Raw genomic sequence first — 17,351 nt, 5'->3', positions numbered from 1 at the left:
GTACACCCCTATTTCGCCGGCCTCACCCGCGCAACCGCACCAGCCGCGTCGTCGAACTCTCGTCGAGCTCCACCAGATCCGAGTAGGACCGCAGGAAGTCGCTGAATGACTTGTAGCCCAGGGCCTTCTCGCTGAAAGACGGATCCATGCGCTTCATCTGTGCCTTGACCGACGAGTTGTGCAGCCACTCGACGTCGTCTTTCTCCAGGCCGATCTGCAGCGCGCGGATAAGCAGTGCGGTGGCGGTGTCCTGCGGATCTGGTTGCGGCGGCTCCTCGGGCTCCTCCTTGGCCCGGCGAGTGCGCCGCTTCGGCTCGTCTGCGTCTGCGTCGGCGGCGGCCGGCGCGGGCTCGAACACCGGCACTCCGGGCAGCGCGTCGTAGCTGACGAAGTCGTCGCAGGCCGCAGCCAGTGCGCGGCTCGTGGAGCCGGCCACTCCGATGCCGACGACGTAGCGGCCCAAGCGTTTACAGCGCTGGGCCAGCGGGATGTAGTCGGAATCGCCGGCCACGATCACCACATGGGTCAGATCCGGCAGCCGGAACATGTCCTCGACCGCGTCGACCGCCAACCGAATGTCGGCGCCGTTCTTGCCGTAGGCGGCCGCCGGGAACAACTGCACCAGATCGACCGCTCGGCCCACCAGCTGCGCCCGGTAGCCGGTGTTGACCTCCGCCGACCAGTCGGCGTAGGCGCGGGTGAGCACCAGCGTCCCGAACGACGAGGCGAAGTCGATGATCGCCCCGACATCGACGGTGGCCCGGGCGAGGCGCTCCGGTTGCTTGGCCAAGCCCTTGGACTTGTCCTTTTGAAACGAACTGCGCCCATTGACCTGGTCGTAGCGGGAGATCACGATGTTGTCGAAGTCGAGGTAGACCGCGACCCGGGTATCGCCGGATTCCGTCATGGTTCCAGTGTGGCGTACCACCGGCCTCATCCCTAACGGCTTGGCGGGGATGGGGGAGGTGCCCGCCTCTGAGCGACAACCGCGCGGGCGGTTCGGGGTGGGTGCGATGTGTCGCTCAGAGGCGGGCAACGGTCCACATGGTCCGGCTCGACGACGCGCCTACCGGCCCGACGGCGCGCGCCTAGCCGGCCCGGTACCACCGCGGGATCAGCTCCGGGTCCGGCAGTGGGTACTGCCCGAAGAACCCGTGCGGGTCACCGCGCAGCACCTGGGCGTTCTGAACGTCAGCGCGCTGGCGGATACTGCCTAGCCGGCTCAATTCGGCGGCGCGGTACGCGGTGTAGCTGCGCAGCACCCGGCGTGTGACGATCACCAGCACGGTGATCACGGCGCCGGCCAGAATGAGCCAGCGCAGCCACCACAGCAGCACGATGAACAACAGGATGGCGAAGCCGGTTCCGTTGCTGGCCGACTGTTGGCGATTCCCCATGGTCGCGACGGTAAGCCGGGGGTCTGACACCTCGGTGTCCGAAAAGGAACCTCACGCCTCCCGAAGGCGCAGCGCCAGCCCGGAGGCCCGCACCACCCGGCGGCCCAGCGCAGCCCGCACCGAGGCCTCCGACCCGACCACCCGCACCTTCGTCTTGGCCCGGGTCACCGCGGTGTAGAACAACTCCCGGGTCAACAGTCGCGACTCGACGGGCGGCATCAGCACCGTCACTTCGCCGGCCTGGCTGCCCTGGCTCTTGTGGATCGTCATCGCGTACATGGTCTCGACCTCGGCGAGGCGGCTGGTGGCGAACTCCAGCGGCCCGGACGCCGTGGAGATCACCGCGCGCAGTCCCTCGTTGCGGACCACCACCGCCCCGGTATCGCCGTTGCGCAGCCCGAGCCCGTAGTCGTTGGCGGTCACCAGCAACGGCCGGCCGGCATACCACTCGGTCCACATCGGGTCACCGGTCTGCTCGGCCACCAGGCGGCGGATCTGCTGGTTCCAGTGCCGCACCCCGTGTAGGCCCTCCCGGTGTGCACACAGCAACCGGTGCTCGTCCAGCGTCGCCGATGCCGCCGTGGCATCACCGAGCAGCGCGGCCTGGCGCACCGCCAACGCGTGCGGGACCACCAGAGTCGCCAACCGCTCGGCCACGTCGGCCGCGTGGTCGGTGTCGATCCACTCCACGTGTTCGCCCCCGGCGGCCAGCAGCGCGATCGCCTGATCGGCATCGCCGTCGCGGATCGCCACCGCCAGCGCGCCGATCGACTCGCCGAACCGGTGCGACGTCCGCAGCGTCGCCACCCGGGTGTCCGGCCGGGCCGCCAGCCCGTCCACCAGATCGGCCAGCACCGCGCCGGCTTCCACCGACGCCAGCTGGTCGGCGTCACCCACCAGAATCAGCCGGGCATCGGGGCGCATCGCCTCCAGCAGCCGGGCCATCAGCGTCAGCGACACCATCGACGTCTCGTCGACCACGATCACATCGTGCGGCAACCGGTTGGCCCGATCATGGCGGAACCGCACCGAGCTGTCCGGGCGCGAACCCAGCAGCGTGTGCAACGTGGTCGCACCCAGTCCGGCCAGCCGCGCCCGATCCACCGGCTCCAGCTCGGCCACCTCCGCCGCGACCGCCTCGGTCAGCCGGGCCGCGGCCTTGCCGGTCGGGGCAGCCAACGCGATCCGCAGCCCGGGCGTCCCGGACCGCTCGGCATGCTCGGCCAACAGCGCCAACAGCCGCGCCACCGTGGTCGTCTTGCCGGTGCCCGGCCCCCCGGTCAGCACCGTAACCGGTTGTGACAGTGCGATTTCGGCGGCCGCCCGTTGCTCATCGAACTTGCCGGGCGGAAAGAGTCGCTCAAAGGCGGGCAACTGAGTCGGTGCTGTCCCCGGCGCCGACAACGCCAACAGGTCCGTGCAGACCTGCTCCTCCTCGCGCCAATACCGGTCGAGGTAGAGCAGCCCGCCAGAAGGGATGTCATAGAGCCGCAGCACCTGCGCCTGCACCAGCTGACTGGCACGCACCGCGGCCAACCAGGCCTCTGGCTCCGGCCAGGTCACCTCCGCGCCGTCGGTGTCGGCGGCCACCGACGACAGATCCAGACACACCGACCCATGACGCAGCGCACGCACGGTCAGCGCGAGCGCCAAGCCCACCGTCTCATCGGGCTCACCACCCAATGCTGTGATGCGTTGGGCAGCATGGACATCGGCGGCATCCAGCACACCGGCCTGATTGAAGTCCCGCAATAGCCCGGTGGCTCGGGAGGCCACTCGCCACTCCAACAGCTCGCTCATGCCGCCCGCCTGGCGTGCAACAGATCCGACAGCGCCACCACCAGTGCGGCCGGCGGCCGCCAGTCGAACACCCCGGCACGGTGCCCGTCGAGCACCGGGGTGTCCGGGCCGCACATCCCACGCACGAACAGATACAGCACCCCGCCCAGATGCTGCTCGGGGTCGTAGCTGGGCAGCCGCCACCGCAGGAAGCGGTGTAGCACCGCGGTATACAGCAGCGCCTGCAGCGGGTAGTCCGAATGCAGCATCGCGGCGGTGAGCCGATCAAACCCGTAGTCGGCGGCGGTGTCGCCGAGCCGGTTGGTCTTGTAGTCGACCACCAGGAAGCGCTGCTCGGGCACCCGCAGCACCACGTCGATCGACCCGGACAGATACCCGCGCAGCGGCTGGCCGCCCAGGGCCTCGGTGGCCAGCCGGTCGGCATACGGGGCGAACGGGTCGTCGGGCCGCAGGTGCTCGCGCAACAGCAAGCCCACCTCGGCCAGCCGCACGTCCGGCGCCACGCCCCGAACATCCCCGCCGGCCAGCGGGATCTCGAAGTCCAGCTCCCGCAGCCGGTCCCGGGTGCCGATATCGCGCAGTGTCAGCCCATCGGCCAGCGGCCCCAGCGGGGTGTCGTGCATGGGCACCAAGGCAGCCGCCAGCACGGCAGGATCGGCCTCCACCGACCACCAGGCGGCGTGTTGACATACGTGGGTTTCCAGTTCGGCTGCCAGGTCGACAGCGAAAGGATCGGCCGTCTCCAGCACGGCGTGCACCAGCGAGCCGAAAGCCGCCCCGGCGGGCAGCTCGGCCATCGGTGAGACCAGATCCGCCCCGGCCGGCGGCGCCGCCACCACCGCCACCGGGACGTCGTCGGCCTCGTCGTCGCGGGCCGAGAGCTCCGGTTCGCTGTGCACCCCGAGCGCCCCGTCTTCCGAAGCGTGCCGGATCAGGCCCGAATACGAGGTGCGACGCCATCCGGTGTCGATGTGCCGGTGGAAGTGCCGCGCTTCCAAGTCATCCGGAGGCTGCGCCGGCGTGACCGGGGCCAACGGGGCGATCACCGACTCCTCGATAACCAGACCGCCGGCGGCCTCCCACTCCCGAAAACAGGCCAGGGCTTCGTCATCGGATGGTTTGGGCTCGCAGCGATCCGGCACCGGCGCCTCGCCGCGGCACCGGCCGCGCAGCAGCCGGGACAGGCCGCCGTTGGGCTCGTCGTAGGACGCCGCCCACCACGCCACCACCTGCGACTGCGCCCGGGTCAACGCCACATAGGCCAGCCGAATGTCATTGCGGGCGGCCTCGGCCAGGCTCAGCCTTTGCACCTCGGTGTGGTCCGAGCTGTCCGGTCCGCCGACGTGCCGGCAGCGGACGCCGGCTTCGTGATAGAGCGGGATGGCCTCGTCGAACATGTGCCGGTTGAACGCGAACGGCAGGTACACGATCGGGAACTGCAAACCCTTGGAGCCCCACACCGTCAGGATCTGCACGGCTGCGGCGTCAGAATCCAGTCGACGATTGTGCTGCCCACCGCCGGTTCCTTCCGTGCACTGGCGGCGCAACCAATCCCGCAACGCCGGCAGGCCCAGCCGGTCGCGGTGCGCGGCCTCATGCAGCAACTGCGCCACGTGCGCCAGGTCGGTCATGGTGCGTTCCCCGCCGTACTCGCCGAGCAGGCGGCGCTTGAGGCCGGCCAACTGCGCCGCCTCGAACACCGCCGCCGGACCGTGTAGCCGCAGCTCGTCGGCCCAGTCCCGCAACGTCGATGCCACCTTGTCGGTCAACGCGTCACCGCCGTCGGCCAGCGCGGCGGCGGTGTGGCCGAAGAACACCGTCGCCGCGGCGGCCCGCACCAACCCACCGCGATGGGTTGCTTCGAACGCCTCCAGCAGACACAACCAGTCGGCGGCCGCGGCCGAGGAGAACACATCGGCGTCACCGGTGAACACCGCGGGAATTCCGGCTCGCAGCAGGGCTTCTTGGCAGGCGGCCGCGTCCCTGCTGTTCTCGACGATCACCGCCACGTCACCTGGGCTGATCGGTCTGCCGTCGAAGGTCGCGCCGCTGGCCCACAGGGCGGCGACGTCGGCAGCCAGATCATCGGGGATATGGCGGCGCAGCTTGGGCATCGGGGCGACACGGTCTGAGGCGACGCCGAAGGTCGCGCGGCCGACCACCCGCAGCCGGAACGGCGCCGTGCTGGGCGCACCGGCCAGCCGGGTACCGCCGACGGCGGCCTCGACGTCGTGGACCACGATCTGCGGATCACCCAGCGCCGCACCGCCCATCACCGTCTGCAGCGCACCGACCAGCGCCGAGTCGCTGCGCCAGTTCACCGCCAGCGTGCGCTGCTGCCCGGCGGTCCGCGCCGCCTGCAGGTAGGTGTAGATGTCGCCGCCGCGGAACCCGTAGATCGCCTGCTTGGGGTCGCCGATCAGCACCACCGCCGAATGCCCGACGAAGCCGCGTTCGATCACCTGCCACTGGATCGGGTCGGTGTCCTGGAACTCGTCGACCATCACGATCGGCCAGCGCTGCCGCATCCGTTCACGGGCCGGCGAATCTTCGGGTTCCAGCGCACCGGCCAGCCGGCGCAGCAGGTCGTCGTACCCGAGCACCCCGAGGCGGCGCTTGCGCAGCTCCAACTCCGTGCACACCGCGTCGACGAAGCGCAGCCGCACCTCGGCCACCGTGCCCGGTTCGGGATCTTGCGGGCGTAGTTGGGCATACGGGTCGGCGACCACCACCCGCGCGAGCTTCAGCGCGTCGGCGTAACTCAGTGCCACCTCGTCGCGCTGCGTCCCGAAATTCGCCAGGTACAGGTCGTCGACGACCCGGATCACCAGATCGTCGAGGCTTTCCACCAACTCGACGCCGGCGCTGGTGTCACCGGCGATGCCGAGCGATTTGAGCACCAGATGACAGAACTGGTGAGTGGTGGCGATGGTCGCGGCGTCGAATCCGGCCAACGCATCACGCAGTCGCCGGCGGCGCAGCTCCCGCTCGTCTGCGCTGCCGCTGCACAGATGCGCGAGGAGATCATTGGGTTCCTGCGTGCCGGTGCCGTCGAGGGCGGCCAGCGTCTCCACCAGTTGGCGGCGCACCCGGTCACGCAGTTCCCTGGTGGCCGCCCGGCTGAAGGTGATCAGCAGCATCTCGTCCAGCGTGGCGTGCCCCTCGGCCAGATAACGCGTCACCAGACCGGCCAGCGTGAACGTCTTACCGGTGCCGGCGCTGGCCTCCAGCACTGTGGTGGTGCCCAGGGCCGGCAGCGGGCCCAGCAGATCGAAGCGTTCCATCAGCGCGCCCGCCGTTCCGCGCGCAGCAGCGGCAGCCACAGTCTGGCCGCCAGCGCGCCTAGTCGGGTGTCCTCGCCGTCGATCTCCTCGCCCGGACGGGGCGGCCGCTGCAACACGTCAAACGGTGCGCGTGGGCCCCAGACCCGGACGCTGGCGGGTTCGGCGTCCTCGCCGGGGTAGCGCTGGGTGGCCCATTTGCTGCTCGCATACCAGACCGGGTCGCGGCCCGCGTGACGCTTCTCGGCCCACGCGAACGACGTCTTGATCGGCAGCGGCAGCGGTTCGCAACGCCCGATGTCGTAGAGCCACAACAGCTCCCGCAACGTCTCGATCGGATTGGGGGGCGGCCCGAACAGCCGCTGCAGGGCGCGTTCGCCGTCGCGGGCCCGGCCGATGCAGCGAGCGCTCCATTCGACGTCGGGACGCTGGGCGGCCAGCGCCACCAGCGGAATCCAGGCCTGCAACAGGTGGGTATCGCGCAGCTTGGAGTAGTTGACCGACACCGTGGCCGCATCGAACACCGGGGTGACGGTGCCGGTCAGCCGGCGACCACCGCCGAGATCCAGATCGATGTCGTAGGTGGCCGGAGCACGTGTGCGATGCTCGCGCGCCGCGGCCGCCAATCCCACGACCCGGTCCCGGATCTGTTTGGCGGTGCGCCAGCCCAGTTGCCCGGGCGGCAGGCTGCCGCGCCGCCATTCGGCCGCGATGGCCTGGGCGGGGTCGATGCCCAGCAGCATGTCGTGCAGCATCCGGTTGCCGACCGCCCATTCGCCGAGCGCGTCGATCTCGACGGGCATACCGTCCTCGACCTCGTCGACCTCCCACGGCAGCGTGTAGTTCAGCGCGCTGAAAAAGCCCTTGACCGGGTCCTTGAAGAACTTCAGCAGGTCGGTCAGCGCAACGTCTGCCGGTGGTGGGGGAGGCAGTGGGTCGGTGATGAACTGCTGCGCGTCGCGGCGGGTTCCGGCCGCGGTTCGCGCCGCCAGCGGCACGGTCGGATCGAAGGTGAAGGGCACGTCGGGGATCAGCCGGCCGGGTTCGACGTTCTTGACGTCGAAGGGCTGCAGGGGATGCTCCACAACCAGGTGCTCGCGCACCGGCTGCGGCGTGGTCTGATCCAGCGCGTCGATCAACTCGGCCAGCGGGACGGCGGGCGGGCGGGGGTGGCCGCTGTGTTCGTCGGCGCCGGTGTAGGTGATCACCAGCTTGTCGGTGGCGGCGGTGATCGCATCCAGCAGCAATTGCCGGTCCTCAGAACGGATGTCACGTTCCCCGGTCATCGGGCGCCGCGACAGCACGTCGTCACCGTCGGGCAGGTCCAGCCGGGGGAACACCCCGTCGTCCACGCCCAGCAGGCACACCACCCGGTGCGGCACCGAGCGCATCGGCACCATGGTGCACACCGTCAGCGTTCCGGTGCGGAAGTTGGCCCGGGTCGGGCGCCCGGCCAGATGCCCGGCCATCAGCACCCGCACATCGGGCAGCCGCAGCGCGATGTCGCTGCGGTCCGCGGCGTCCTCGAGTACCTGCGCCAGCTCGCGCTGCAGATGCGCGCTCTGCCAGGCATCCGTGCCGGCATCGGCCAGTTCGGCGACCCCGTCGCGCAGCGCGGCGATCCACTCCGCCAGCGGGCGAGTGCCGTCCAGCTTGTCGACCGCCGACTGCAGCCGTGCGACGAACTCGGCCAGCTTCCCGGCCAGCTCCACCTGACTGCTGCCGACATCATCGAGGGGGAGCGCGGTATCGAGCCAGGCCTGCGAATCGTCGGACATCGCCACCCCGGTCAGGATGCGGTCCAGCCCGAATCGCCAGGTGTTGTGCACGATGTGGGACAGCCCGTAGCGCTCGCGGGTGTGCGGATCGAAACCCCAGCGGATGTTGGCGGTACGCACCCACGTGGTGATCTGGGCCAGATCGTTGTCGGTGAAGCCGAACCGCGCCCGCACCGGGTCGGTGTGGGCGAGATTGAGCACGGCGGTGGCAGTGGCGCGGCTGCCGGCGATCTCCAGCAGTTCGGCCGCCACCGCCAGCAGCGGATTGGTCTGGGCCAGCGCCCGGTCGGCGAGCTGCACCCGCAACCGGTGCGCCGGGTGGGTGTCACCGGCCAGCTCGCCCAGACCGAAGTCGGCGACGATCAACGGCGCATACGTCTCGATGTCCGGGCACATCACCACGATGTCGCGGGGCTCCAGCGTCGGGTCGTCGTGCAGCAGCCCGAGCAGGACTTCGCGTAGTACGTCGACCTGACGGGCCGGGCTGTGGCAGCTGTGCACCTGCACCGAGTGGTCGGATACCGCGTGGTTGCGGCCCTGGGGGCGTAGCGCGTTGGCGCCCAGATCGGATTGCAGCCAGCCCAAGAGTGTGTCCGGCCGCGTTACGGCACGCAGGTATTCATCGCTGTCGCGCTTGGCCGGCAGACCGCGCTGCAGCTCACGCAGATCGCGGCCCAGGGTCTCCAGCAGCGGATGGTGTGCACGGTGCCGGGTGTCGTCGTCGGTGCGCGGCACGGTGCCATGGACGTCGTCGAGTGAGCGCCACAGCGCGTCGGAGGGGTGCGGCAACCACAGGTGCAGGTCGTGATGGGTGGCCAGAGCATCCAGCAACTCGATGTCGGTGCACGCCAACCGGGTGTGCCCAAACAACGACAGCCGCGGCGGCAGCGTCTCGATCGGCGCCTGGCGCAGGCGCGCGACGGTATCGCGGTGCCGAACGTGCGGGGGATCGATACCGATGGCAGCCACCAGCGCCCGCCACAGCGGCGGCTGCCAGCCCAAGTCGTCGTGCAACGCTGCGCCGGCACCGTCGGTGGCCTGGCCGGCGCTCCAGTCGACGAGCAGCTGCGGCCGCTGGCGGGCATACGAGGCGAACAATCCGGCCAGCCGGCGCGCCACCGCATAGCGTCGGCCGCGGCGCAGCTCACCCTCCGGACTGGGGTCGGCGTGACCCAAATGTCTTGCCAGCGTTGCACACCACGGCTCATACAGGCTCGCATCGATCACCGTCAACAGCGGCCAGGTCATGGCATCAGGCGACCACGGGTCTTCGTCGCCGGCGCCGATGATCTCGGCGATCAACGAGGTCGGGCTGCGGAACTCCACGCCCGCGCACACCCCGTCGCCCCCGGGACCGGCGCCCAGCACGTGCGACAGGCGCTGGGACAGCCAGCGCTCCACCCCGCGCGCCGGCACCAGCACCAGCTCCTGGGCGAACGGGTCGGCCGGCGGCGTCGCCAACAGCGCACCGAGGCCGTCGGCGAGGACGTCGGTGCGCTCGGCGCGGTGCAGGTGCAGTCCCATCGCGGCCACCCTAAACCGCGGCCCCGACGCGTGGGCTGAACCATCGGCCGGTCGCGATCGTGGTGCATTTTATGAGGATCTACACGCTGATACTGGCCGCCGTTGCCGCACTGGTCGTCGGGCTGGCCGGCCCACCGGCCGCCACGGCCGCAGATGATCGATTGCAGTTCACCACCACCACCATCGACGGGACCCCGTTCAACGGCGCCAGCCTGCAGGGCAAACCCGCGGTGCTGTGGTTCTGGAGGCCCAGTTGTCCGTTCTGCAACGCCGAGGCGCCGTCGGTGAGCCAGGTAGCGGCCGCCAACCCGCGGGTGGTCTTCATCGGTGTGGCGGGGCGCTCCGATGTGGCGTCGATGCAGGACTTTGCGGCCAAGTACCACCTGAACTTCACCAACCTCAACGACGCCGACGGCTCGATCTGGGCGCGATTCGGGGTGCCGTGGCAGCCCGCCTACGTATTCGAGCGCTCCGATGGCACCTCGACATTCGTGAACAACCCGACTTCGGCGATGTCACAACAGGAGTTGTCCGACCGGGTCGCGGCGCTGACGTAGGTGAACCAGAACCTGCCGGGACTGGCCTTCGCCGCCGGCCTGGTGGCGGCCCTGAATCCGTGTGGGTTCGCGCTGCTACCCGCCTACCTGGCGTTGGTGGTGCGCGGTGAACGGGCCGGCGGGGCGGGCGCGGTGGGCCGGGCGTTGGCGGCCACCGCCGCGATGACCCTGGGCTTTCTGGCGGTGTTCGGCGCCTTTGGGCTGCTCACCGTCACGGTGGCCACCAGGGTGGAGCGCTACTTGCCCTACGCCACAGTGGTGATCGGCATCGTGCTGGTCGTGCTCGGCGGTTGGCTGCTGGCGGGCCGCCGGCTGGCGGTCGGCTCCTTCGGTGGGCGATGGGCGCCCACCGCCCGGATCGGGTCGATGCTCGGCTACGGGGTGGGTTACGCCTGCGCCTCGCTGGGCTGCACGATCGGTCCGTTTCTGGCGGTCACCGGGGCGGCACTGCGCGGTGGCCACGACGCGGTGCTGGCCTATCTGGCGTATGCGGCGGGGTTCGGGCTGCTGGTCGGGGTATTGGCGATCGCGGTGGCGCTGGCTCGCTCCGCACTGATCGATCGGATACGCCGAATCACGCGCTACGCCAGCCGGATCAGCGGCGCGCTGCTGGTGGCCGTTGGACTCTACGTCGGCTACTACGGCTACCACGAACTTCGCCTGTTCGAGAGCGACGCCAGCGCAAGCGATCCGGTGCTGGCCGCGGCCGGACGGTTACAGGGCACGCTCGCCGGGTGGGTGCACCAGCACGGGGCCTGGCCGTGGCTGGTGGTGTTGGCTGTCTTCCTGCTGGGAGCGGCGCTGCGTGCTCGACGCCCCGGTCGTTGACACCACGCCTACTGCGCACCCTCGTAGGCTGGAATTTGTGAAAGCCGTCAGCTGCACTAACAGCGAACTCGAAGTCGTCGACCTGCCCACTCCGATTCCAGCCAGAGGCCAGCTGCTCATCGACGTGCTGCGGTGCGGCATCTGTGGATCGGATCTGCACGCTCGCCAGCACTGCGACGAGGTCGCCGATGTCATGGCCTTGACCGGATACGACGGCTTCATGCGTTCGGATCAGCGGGTGGTGCTCGGGCACGAAGTCTGCGGCGAAGTACTCGATCACGGTCCCCGCACCCGCAAGGCGCCGCGCCCCGGCACCCGGGTGGTCGCACTGCCGCTGTTGCGGCGCGGCGATGCTGTCCATGCGGTGGGGCTGTCGGAATCGGCGCCGGGAGGCTACGCCGAGCAGATGCTCGTCGAGCAGTCGCTGACTCTGCCCGTTCCCAACGGGCTGTCGGCGGAGGCGGCCGCGCTCACCGAGCCGATGGCGGTCGCCTGGCATGCCGTGCGGCGCGGCGAGGTACGCAAACGCGACGTGGCGATCGTGATCGGCTGTGGACCGATCGGCCTGGCGGTGGTGTGCATGCTCAAAGCGCGCGGCGTGCGCACGGTGATCGCCAGCGACTTCTCACCCGGCCGCCGCGCGTTGGCCACGCGGTGCGGCGCCGACATCGTTGTCGACCCGGCACAGGACTCGCCGTATGCCGCGGCGGCCGGTCACGGTCACCTGGAGAAGGCGCCGGATGCGCTGGGCCTGGCGGTGGGCACGGTCGAAAAGCTCTACAAGGCACGGCTGCCCTGGTGGCATGTCTGGCGGGCCGCCGAAGCCGTCGGCGCCGCCACGCCCAACCGTCCGGTGATCTTCGAGTGCGTGGGGGTGCCCGGTGTCATCGACGGCGTCATCGCCGGCGCTCCACTGTTCTCCCGGGTGGTGGTGGTCGGGGTCTGTATGGGAACCGACGCGATCCGGCCTGCGATCGCGATCAACAAGGAAACCGACCTTCGGTTCGTATTGGGTTACACACCAATGGAATTCCGCGACACCCTGCACATGATCGCCGAGGGCAAGGTTGACGTTTCGCCGCTGATCACCGGCACGGTCGGACTGGGCGGGGTGGCGGACGCGTTCGACATGCTGGGCGACCCGGCTCTGCACGCCAAGATCCTGATCGATCCCAAGAGCCCGGTGCAGGAGGTCGACGCGTGACGGCGAGCATCAAGCGCATCGCGATCAGCACTGGTGGCGGTGACGCACCCGGCCTGAACGCCGTCATCTACGCCGCCACCCTGGCCGGCCGAAGCCGGGGCTGGGATGTGGTCGGGATCCGCGACGGCTACAACGGGCTGCTGTTGGGTGAGGACTACCCCGACGGCGGGCTGATCGAGCTGACCCGTGACCGGGTGCGCGGCATCATCCACCAGGGCGGCACCATCCTGGGCAGCACCAATCGCGGCAACCCGATCGCCTACCCGGTGCAGCAGCCCGATGGCAGCTGGAGCGAACAGGACCGTACCGACGAGGTGCTGCAGCGCATTGCGCAGCACGAGATCGATGCGTTGATCACCATCGGCGGCGACGGCTCCCTGGCGATCGGCAACCACCTGCATGAGGCCGGGCTGCGGCTGGTCGGGGTACCCAAGACCATCGACAACGATCTGGAGTGCACCGCGGCGACGTTCGGATTCGACAGCGCGGTCGACTTCGCCTCGGAGTGCATCGATCGGCTGTTTCCCACCGCGACCTCGCACAGCCGCATCATCGTGGTGGAGGTGATGGGCCGCTACGCCGGCTGGATCGCGCTGCACGCCGGGCTGGCGTCCGGGGTGCATGCCATCTTGCTCCCGGAGATCCCGTATCGGCTCGAGCCGGTGGCCGAGCTGATCAACGAACGCGCACAACGTGGTTCGACGTACTCCATTGTCTGTGTCGCCGAAGGCGCCAAACCGGTGGATGGCGAACTCACCGTGGCGGGCAAGGCGGTGGGCCAGGCCGAACGCCTGGGCGGCGTGGGCGCCAAAGTTGCCGCCGAACTCGAGGCGCTCACCGGGCGCGAGTCTCGCGCCGTCGTACTCGGGCACCTGTTGCGTGGCGGCTCGCCGTCGTCGGTGGACCGGTTGCTGGGGCTGCGGTTCGGCGCCGCCGCGGTGCGGGCCCTCGACGAAGGCCACAGCGGGGTGATGGTGGCGCTCAACCCACCGACGGTGGATTACGTGCCTTTGGCTGACGCCACCCGCCGACAGAAAACCGTGCCGCTGGACTGTGACTCGATCCAGACCGCCCGAGACCTGGGTATCAGGTTCGGCGACGAGGGCCTGCGTCATGACTGAGGCACCGCACCGTCGCGGCGACTATGGCATCGACGGGTCGTTTCACCGGGTCTCGCTCGGCGGGCAGCTCGCCGCCCTGGCGATCGGGTGCGCTGCGCTGGCGATCTACGGCGGCTTCGCCCTGGCTCGCGGTCCACAGTGGGCCGGGGCGGTGGCATTGGTCCTCGACGCCGGCATCCTGGCTCAGGTCGGGCTGTTCTGGCACGCGACGCGGTCCGGCAAGTTCGCGGTGTGGGACGACGTCCTCGACGGGTTGCGGCTGCGGGGCGACGAAACGGTGCTGGACATGGGATGTGGGCGAGGTGCGGTGTTGTGCGCCGCAGCCAAACGGCTGCCCGACGGGCGGGCGATCGGAGTCGACCTGTGGCAGGCCGACCAGACCGACAACTCGGCTGATGCCACCCTGGCCAACGCCGCACTGGAAGGCGTCGCCGACCGGATCGAGGTGCGCACCGGCGACATGACCGCGCTGCCGCTTCCCGACGCCAGCGTCGACGTGGTGGTGTCCAACCTGGCGATCCACAACATCGGGTCCCGCGAGGGCCGCCGGCGTGCGCTGGCCGAGGCGGCCCGGGTGCTGCGGCCCGGCGGCCGGTTGGCCATCGCCGACCTGTGGGAGATCCGCCACCACGCAGCCCAACTGCGTGAAATCGGTTGGCGTGACGTGACGTGGCGCAACCTGGGCTGGCGAATGTGGTACGGCGGGCCCTGGGCGTCGACCCGGCTGGTCACCGCAACGAAGCCGGGCTGAGCGCTGGGCGCCGCCGAGTGTGAAATCCACGACGTGACACGCCGACGATGCGTCGTGATATTCACAGTGGGGCGCCAGGCTCAGTACGCGACGGTAAACCCGTGCCGCAGCACCAGATCCGCCGTCACATCCGGGCGTTCCGCGAGAGGCCAGGACTCGACGTCGAACGGTGCGGTGGCGAAGAACGCGTAGTTGACGGAGGTCTCCGGGGTGGTGCGCGAGCGGTAGACGATCGCGTCCGGGCACTCGTCGGGCTCGGGCCACCAGCGCCGAACGGCGTCCGCGAGCTGTTGGCAGCTGGCCCACACGGTGTCGTGCTGGCCGGTGCTGATCTGGTCGTCGACGCCGAGCGCATCCAGGTTGCGGTCGGTGCGCAGGTCGAGCACCCGCAGGTGGCGGGCAGCGGACAGTCGCACCAAGTGGTGACGGGCGTGATCACCGGGGATCATCAGCCCGGTCAGTCGGTAGCGTTCTCGGAACGCGCCGACGAGATCGGTTGCCGCATAACGGGTGCGGAATGCGCCCGATGGCGGATCGAAGCGATAGCGTGGTTGGTCGAACCCGTCCCAGGTCCACTGGTCGGGATGCTCGGCGTCCAGGCGCCACAGCTGCGTTCCAGAAGCGATCCGGCGACGGCGCAGACCACTGGGCCGGGCCTCGGGCAACGCGGCCCGATAACCGGCGGGAAGTTCAGGCACCGAGCGAGATGAGCAGTCGACGCGCGGCCGGCGCGGTCTCGCTGTGGCGCAGCGCCTCGGCGATCGAGACACCGCCCAACTCGTCATGAGTGAGCCGCATGATGCGGTCGGCAGCCAACGGGTCGGTGGTGAACCGGCCCAGCAGTTCCAGGATCTCGGGCAGCTCGGGGCGCAGCCGGGCGTCGTCGAATTGCCAGGCCGGGAACCAGGTCTGGTTGCCCACGGCCGCGCCGATGAGTTTGCCTCGGCTGCGCAACCGGTGCACCGCCTGCGGCGTGCCCAGTCGCAGCAGATCTTGGACCTTCGGGGTGGGCAGCGCCCCGGCGACGAAGTCATCGACGAGGGCAGCGCGACGCTGATCGTTCAGGGCGTGGGCGGCGATGCGCTCCAACGTGCCCTGCGGTGCCGTGGGGGCCTCTAGCAGCGCGTCGAGGACAAGGGCGAACCCGGCGTCGGTGCGGGCGCGTTCGGCGACCTGACGGGCGATCGGGGCGACGGCGATGGGCATGCGTTCGATACTACTCGCCGCCGCCTAGGATTGAAACAATCGAAACAATTATTCGGGAGTGGGCCCGGGGCGGCGTCTCAGCGCGCGCCAGCCCAATGCACCTGCCGCCAGCGCGACGAGCGCGCCCAGCAGCGGCCACACCCCCAGCGTGTCGACCCGATCGGCGAACCAGGACTGCACTGCGCCCGCCGCACCGATCACCGGATCATCGGTGTCCCCCTCGGCGAAGTACAACCGAATTTCGTAGTAACCGTAATAGCTGACGTACAACCCGGTCAGCAGCACGATCAACCCCGCGATCCGTCCCACATACGGCAACACCCGCCGCAACGCCGAGCTGGCAGCGGAGCCCGCCAATGCCACCGCCAGCGCCGCAACGCCCACGGTAATGCTCATGCCGGCCGCGTAGGCGACGAACGCCAGCACGCCGGACATCGTCGAGCCCTGTCGGAAGGTCGTGCTGATCACCGCCAGAAACGGCGCGATCGTGCACGACAGCGACGCCACGGCATAGCCGACGCCGTAGCCGTACATCGACCCCAGGCGCGCCGTGGGTGTTCCGCCCGCCGTGTTGGGCATTAGCACGGCGATGTCGCGGCCGGACACCAGCCAGGCGCCCATCGCCAGCAGTGCCACGCCGATCACCAAAGTGGCGAACGGCAGATACTTCTGCGCCGAAGCGATCAACGGTGAGACGGCCAGTCCGAAGATCCCGAACACCGTCAGGAATCCGGTCGCCATCACCACGGTCGCCACCGCTGCCCGGGCCAGCGCGACCGGGCGTGAGGTGTCCCGGCTGGCGGCGATCACCAGGCCCAGATAGCCGGGGAGAAACGCGAACCCGCAGGGGTTCAATGCCGCCACCAGCCCCGCTCCCAGGGCGAAACTGAGTGAGGCGGTGTCGATCACGAACCCGTCAGGGCCTGCAGTCGTCTGTTCAGCTCGGCCTCGGCCAGCGAGCCCGTCACCACTTCGACCCGTCCGTCGGAGTTGATGAAGGCGTACGCGGGTTGTCGGGTCACGCCGAACCGGGACCACACCACGGCGTCGGTGTCGGCCAACTCGGTGAACTCGTCGACGCCGTACTTGGCGGCGAATGCCCGCAACGCGTCCAGCCGGTCCTGTGCGCCCACGCCGACGAACGTCACCTTGGGGTGTGCAGCGGCCAGCCGGGCGACCATCGGTGCGTCTCGCTGGCAGAGCGGACACCAGGGCGCCCAGAACCACAACACGGCCGGCCTGCCGGCCAGGCTCGCGCCGGAAAACGGTCGGCCGTCGAGGGTTTGGGCAGCGAAATCGAGTTGGGCGTTCTCGGCCCGGGTTTGCGACCCGCAGCCGAAGATCAGTACGGCTATCGCCGCCACGGCCATGAGCAGTACGGCCGATCGGCGACGCCCCGGGGCCTTGTCATGCGGCATACCGGCGAGTATGCCATCGGATCCTGCGAGGCTAAGGTTCTGCCATGGCACGCGGAAGCCTGGAGCACACCGCCGACATCGCTGCGCCGCCGGACACCGTGGCGGCGTTTCTGGCCGATCTGGTGAACTACGAAGCCCTGCACCCGATGCTGGTCGACGTGCGGCAGATCCCGGGCGGCGCCGACGGAGTGACCCGGTACCTGGCGCCGCATCGCATGCGTCTGTACGGAATACCGATCCGGTTCACCTGCCGGGTGGAACTGCGTACTTGCGTACCCGGCGAGATCTGGACCCACACCCTGCAGCGGCCCGGTATCGAGATGTGGTCCACCATGACGGTTCGCCCGCATGCCGGCGGCACCAGGCTGCACGAGCACGTCGACATCAGCGCGCCACGGATGTTGATGAAGACCGTGCTGCGCGACGGCGGCAGCTCGCACGCCGCGATGTGGGACAACCTGCGTCGCTATTTCGAAGCGTGACCAA

General features: G+C 69.7%; 15 protein-coding genes. 6 read left to right on the top strand and 9 right to left on the bottom strand.

Annotated features, from left to right (window positions below; genetic code table 11):
- Positions 1-22: 22 nt before the first annotated feature.
- The 5 genes from ACJH5R_RS02815 to recC form a co-directional block, all read right to left on the bottom strand.
- A complete protein-coding gene (locus tag ACJH5R_RS02815; RefSeq protein WP_406756320.1) occupies positions 23-907 on the bottom strand; it encodes an NYN domain-containing protein in 885 nt (294 codons plus the stop codon).
- Between the two features lie 181 nt (positions 908-1,088).
- Complete coding sequence (locus ACJH5R_RS02810; protein ID WP_406756319.1) at positions 1,089-1,397, bottom strand: hypothetical protein; 309 nt, start codon at positions 1,395-1,397, stop codon at positions 1,089-1,091.
- Positions 1,398-1,448: 51 nt separating this feature from the next.
- A complete protein-coding gene (gene recD, locus ACJH5R_RS02805) occupies positions 1,449-3,197 on the bottom strand; it encodes an exodeoxyribonuclease V subunit alpha (protein WP_406756318.1) in 1,749 nt (582 codons plus the stop codon).
- A complete protein-coding gene (gene recB, locus ACJH5R_RS02800; protein ID WP_406781360.1) occupies positions 3,194-6,481 on the bottom strand; it encodes an exodeoxyribonuclease V subunit beta in 3,288 nt (1,095 codons plus the stop codon). Before recB ends, recD begins: the two co-directional genes overlap by 4 nt.
- Positions 6,481-9,780: an exodeoxyribonuclease V subunit gamma gene (gene recC, locus ACJH5R_RS02795; protein ID WP_406781251.1), complete on the bottom strand. Its 3,300-nt coding sequence runs from the start codon at positions 9,778-9,780 to the stop codon at positions 6,481-6,483. The genes recB and recC overlap by 1 nt, the downstream gene beginning before the upstream one ends.
- A 71-nt stretch (positions 9,781-9,851) precedes the next feature.
- On the opposite strand from recC, the gene ACJH5R_RS02790 reads away from it, so the two are divergent.
- From ACJH5R_RS02790 to ACJH5R_RS02770, 5 genes are read left to right on the top strand one after another with little or no spacing between them, the layout of a single operon-like run.
- Positions 9,852-10,337, top strand: a complete 486-nt coding sequence (locus ACJH5R_RS02790; protein WP_406756316.1) for a protein disulfide oxidoreductase — start codon at positions 9,852-9,854, stop codon at positions 10,335-10,337.
- Positions 10,338-11,165, top strand: coding sequence for a cytochrome c biogenesis CcdA family protein (locus tag ACJH5R_RS02785; protein WP_406756315.1), 828 nt, complete (start codon positions 10,338-10,340; stop codon positions 11,163-11,165).
- Between the two features lie 37 nt (positions 11,166-11,202).
- Positions 11,203-12,369 carry a zinc-binding dehydrogenase gene (locus ACJH5R_RS02780; protein WP_406781250.1) on the top strand — a complete coding sequence of 389 codons (1,167 nt, stop codon included), beginning with the start codon at positions 11,203-11,205 and terminating at the stop codon, positions 12,367-12,369.
- Complete coding sequence (locus tag ACJH5R_RS02775) at positions 12,366-13,490, top strand: 6-phosphofructokinase (RefSeq protein ID WP_406756313.1); 1,125 nt, start codon at positions 12,366-12,368, stop codon at positions 13,488-13,490. The genes ACJH5R_RS02780 and ACJH5R_RS02775 overlap by 4 nt, the downstream gene beginning before the upstream one ends.
- Positions 13,483-14,241: a class I SAM-dependent methyltransferase gene (locus ACJH5R_RS02770; RefSeq protein ID WP_406756312.1), complete on the top strand. Its 759-nt coding sequence runs from the start codon at positions 13,483-13,485 to the stop codon at positions 14,239-14,241. Before ACJH5R_RS02775 ends, ACJH5R_RS02770 begins: the two co-directional genes overlap by 8 nt.
- Before the next feature lie 80 nt (positions 14,242-14,321).
- Here ACJH5R_RS02770 and ACJH5R_RS02765 read toward each other — a convergent pair whose 3' ends face one another.
- Genes ACJH5R_RS02765 through ACJH5R_RS02750 form a run of 4 tightly spaced genes read right to left on the bottom strand, consistent with a single transcriptional unit; the run spans position 14,322 to position 16,865 of the window.
- A complete protein-coding gene (locus ACJH5R_RS02765; protein WP_406781249.1) occupies positions 14,322-14,939 on the bottom strand; it encodes an RES family NAD+ phosphorylase in 618 nt (205 codons plus the stop codon).
- Positions 14,932-15,447: a hypothetical protein gene (locus ACJH5R_RS02760; protein WP_406781248.1), complete on the bottom strand. Its 516-nt coding sequence runs from the start codon at positions 15,445-15,447 to the stop codon at positions 14,932-14,934. The genes ACJH5R_RS02765 and ACJH5R_RS02760 overlap by 8 nt, the downstream gene beginning before the upstream one ends.
- A 48-nt stretch (positions 15,448-15,495) precedes the next feature.
- Positions 15,496-16,356 (bottom strand): cytochrome c biogenesis CcdA family protein, encoded by an 861-nt coding sequence (locus ACJH5R_RS02755; protein ID WP_406756309.1) that lies wholly within the window; start codon positions 16,354-16,356, stop codon positions 15,496-15,498.
- The gene (locus tag ACJH5R_RS02750; RefSeq protein ID WP_406756308.1) at positions 16,353-16,865 is read right to left on the bottom strand and encodes a redoxin family protein; all 513 of its coding nucleotides are present in this window, start codon (positions 16,863-16,865) and stop codon (positions 16,353-16,355) included. Before ACJH5R_RS02750 ends, ACJH5R_RS02755 begins: the two co-directional genes overlap by 4 nt.
- Positions 16,866-16,909: 44 nt before the next feature.
- On the opposite strand from ACJH5R_RS02750, the gene ACJH5R_RS02745 reads away from it, so the two are divergent.
- On the top strand, positions 16,910-17,347 hold the full coding sequence (locus ACJH5R_RS02745) for an SRPBCC family protein (protein WP_406756307.1): 438 nt from the start codon (positions 16,910-16,912) through the stop codon (positions 17,345-17,347).
- Positions 17,348-17,351: the final 4 nt, after the last annotated feature.

It is taken from the genome of Mycobacterium sp. SMC-19, assembly GCF_045310815.1.
Lineage (GTDB): Bacteria > Actinomycetota > Actinomycetes > Mycobacteriales > Mycobacteriaceae > Mycobacterium.
Note: the sequence above shows the minus strand (reverse complement) of the source record. Positions and strands in the feature narration are given on the sequence as shown.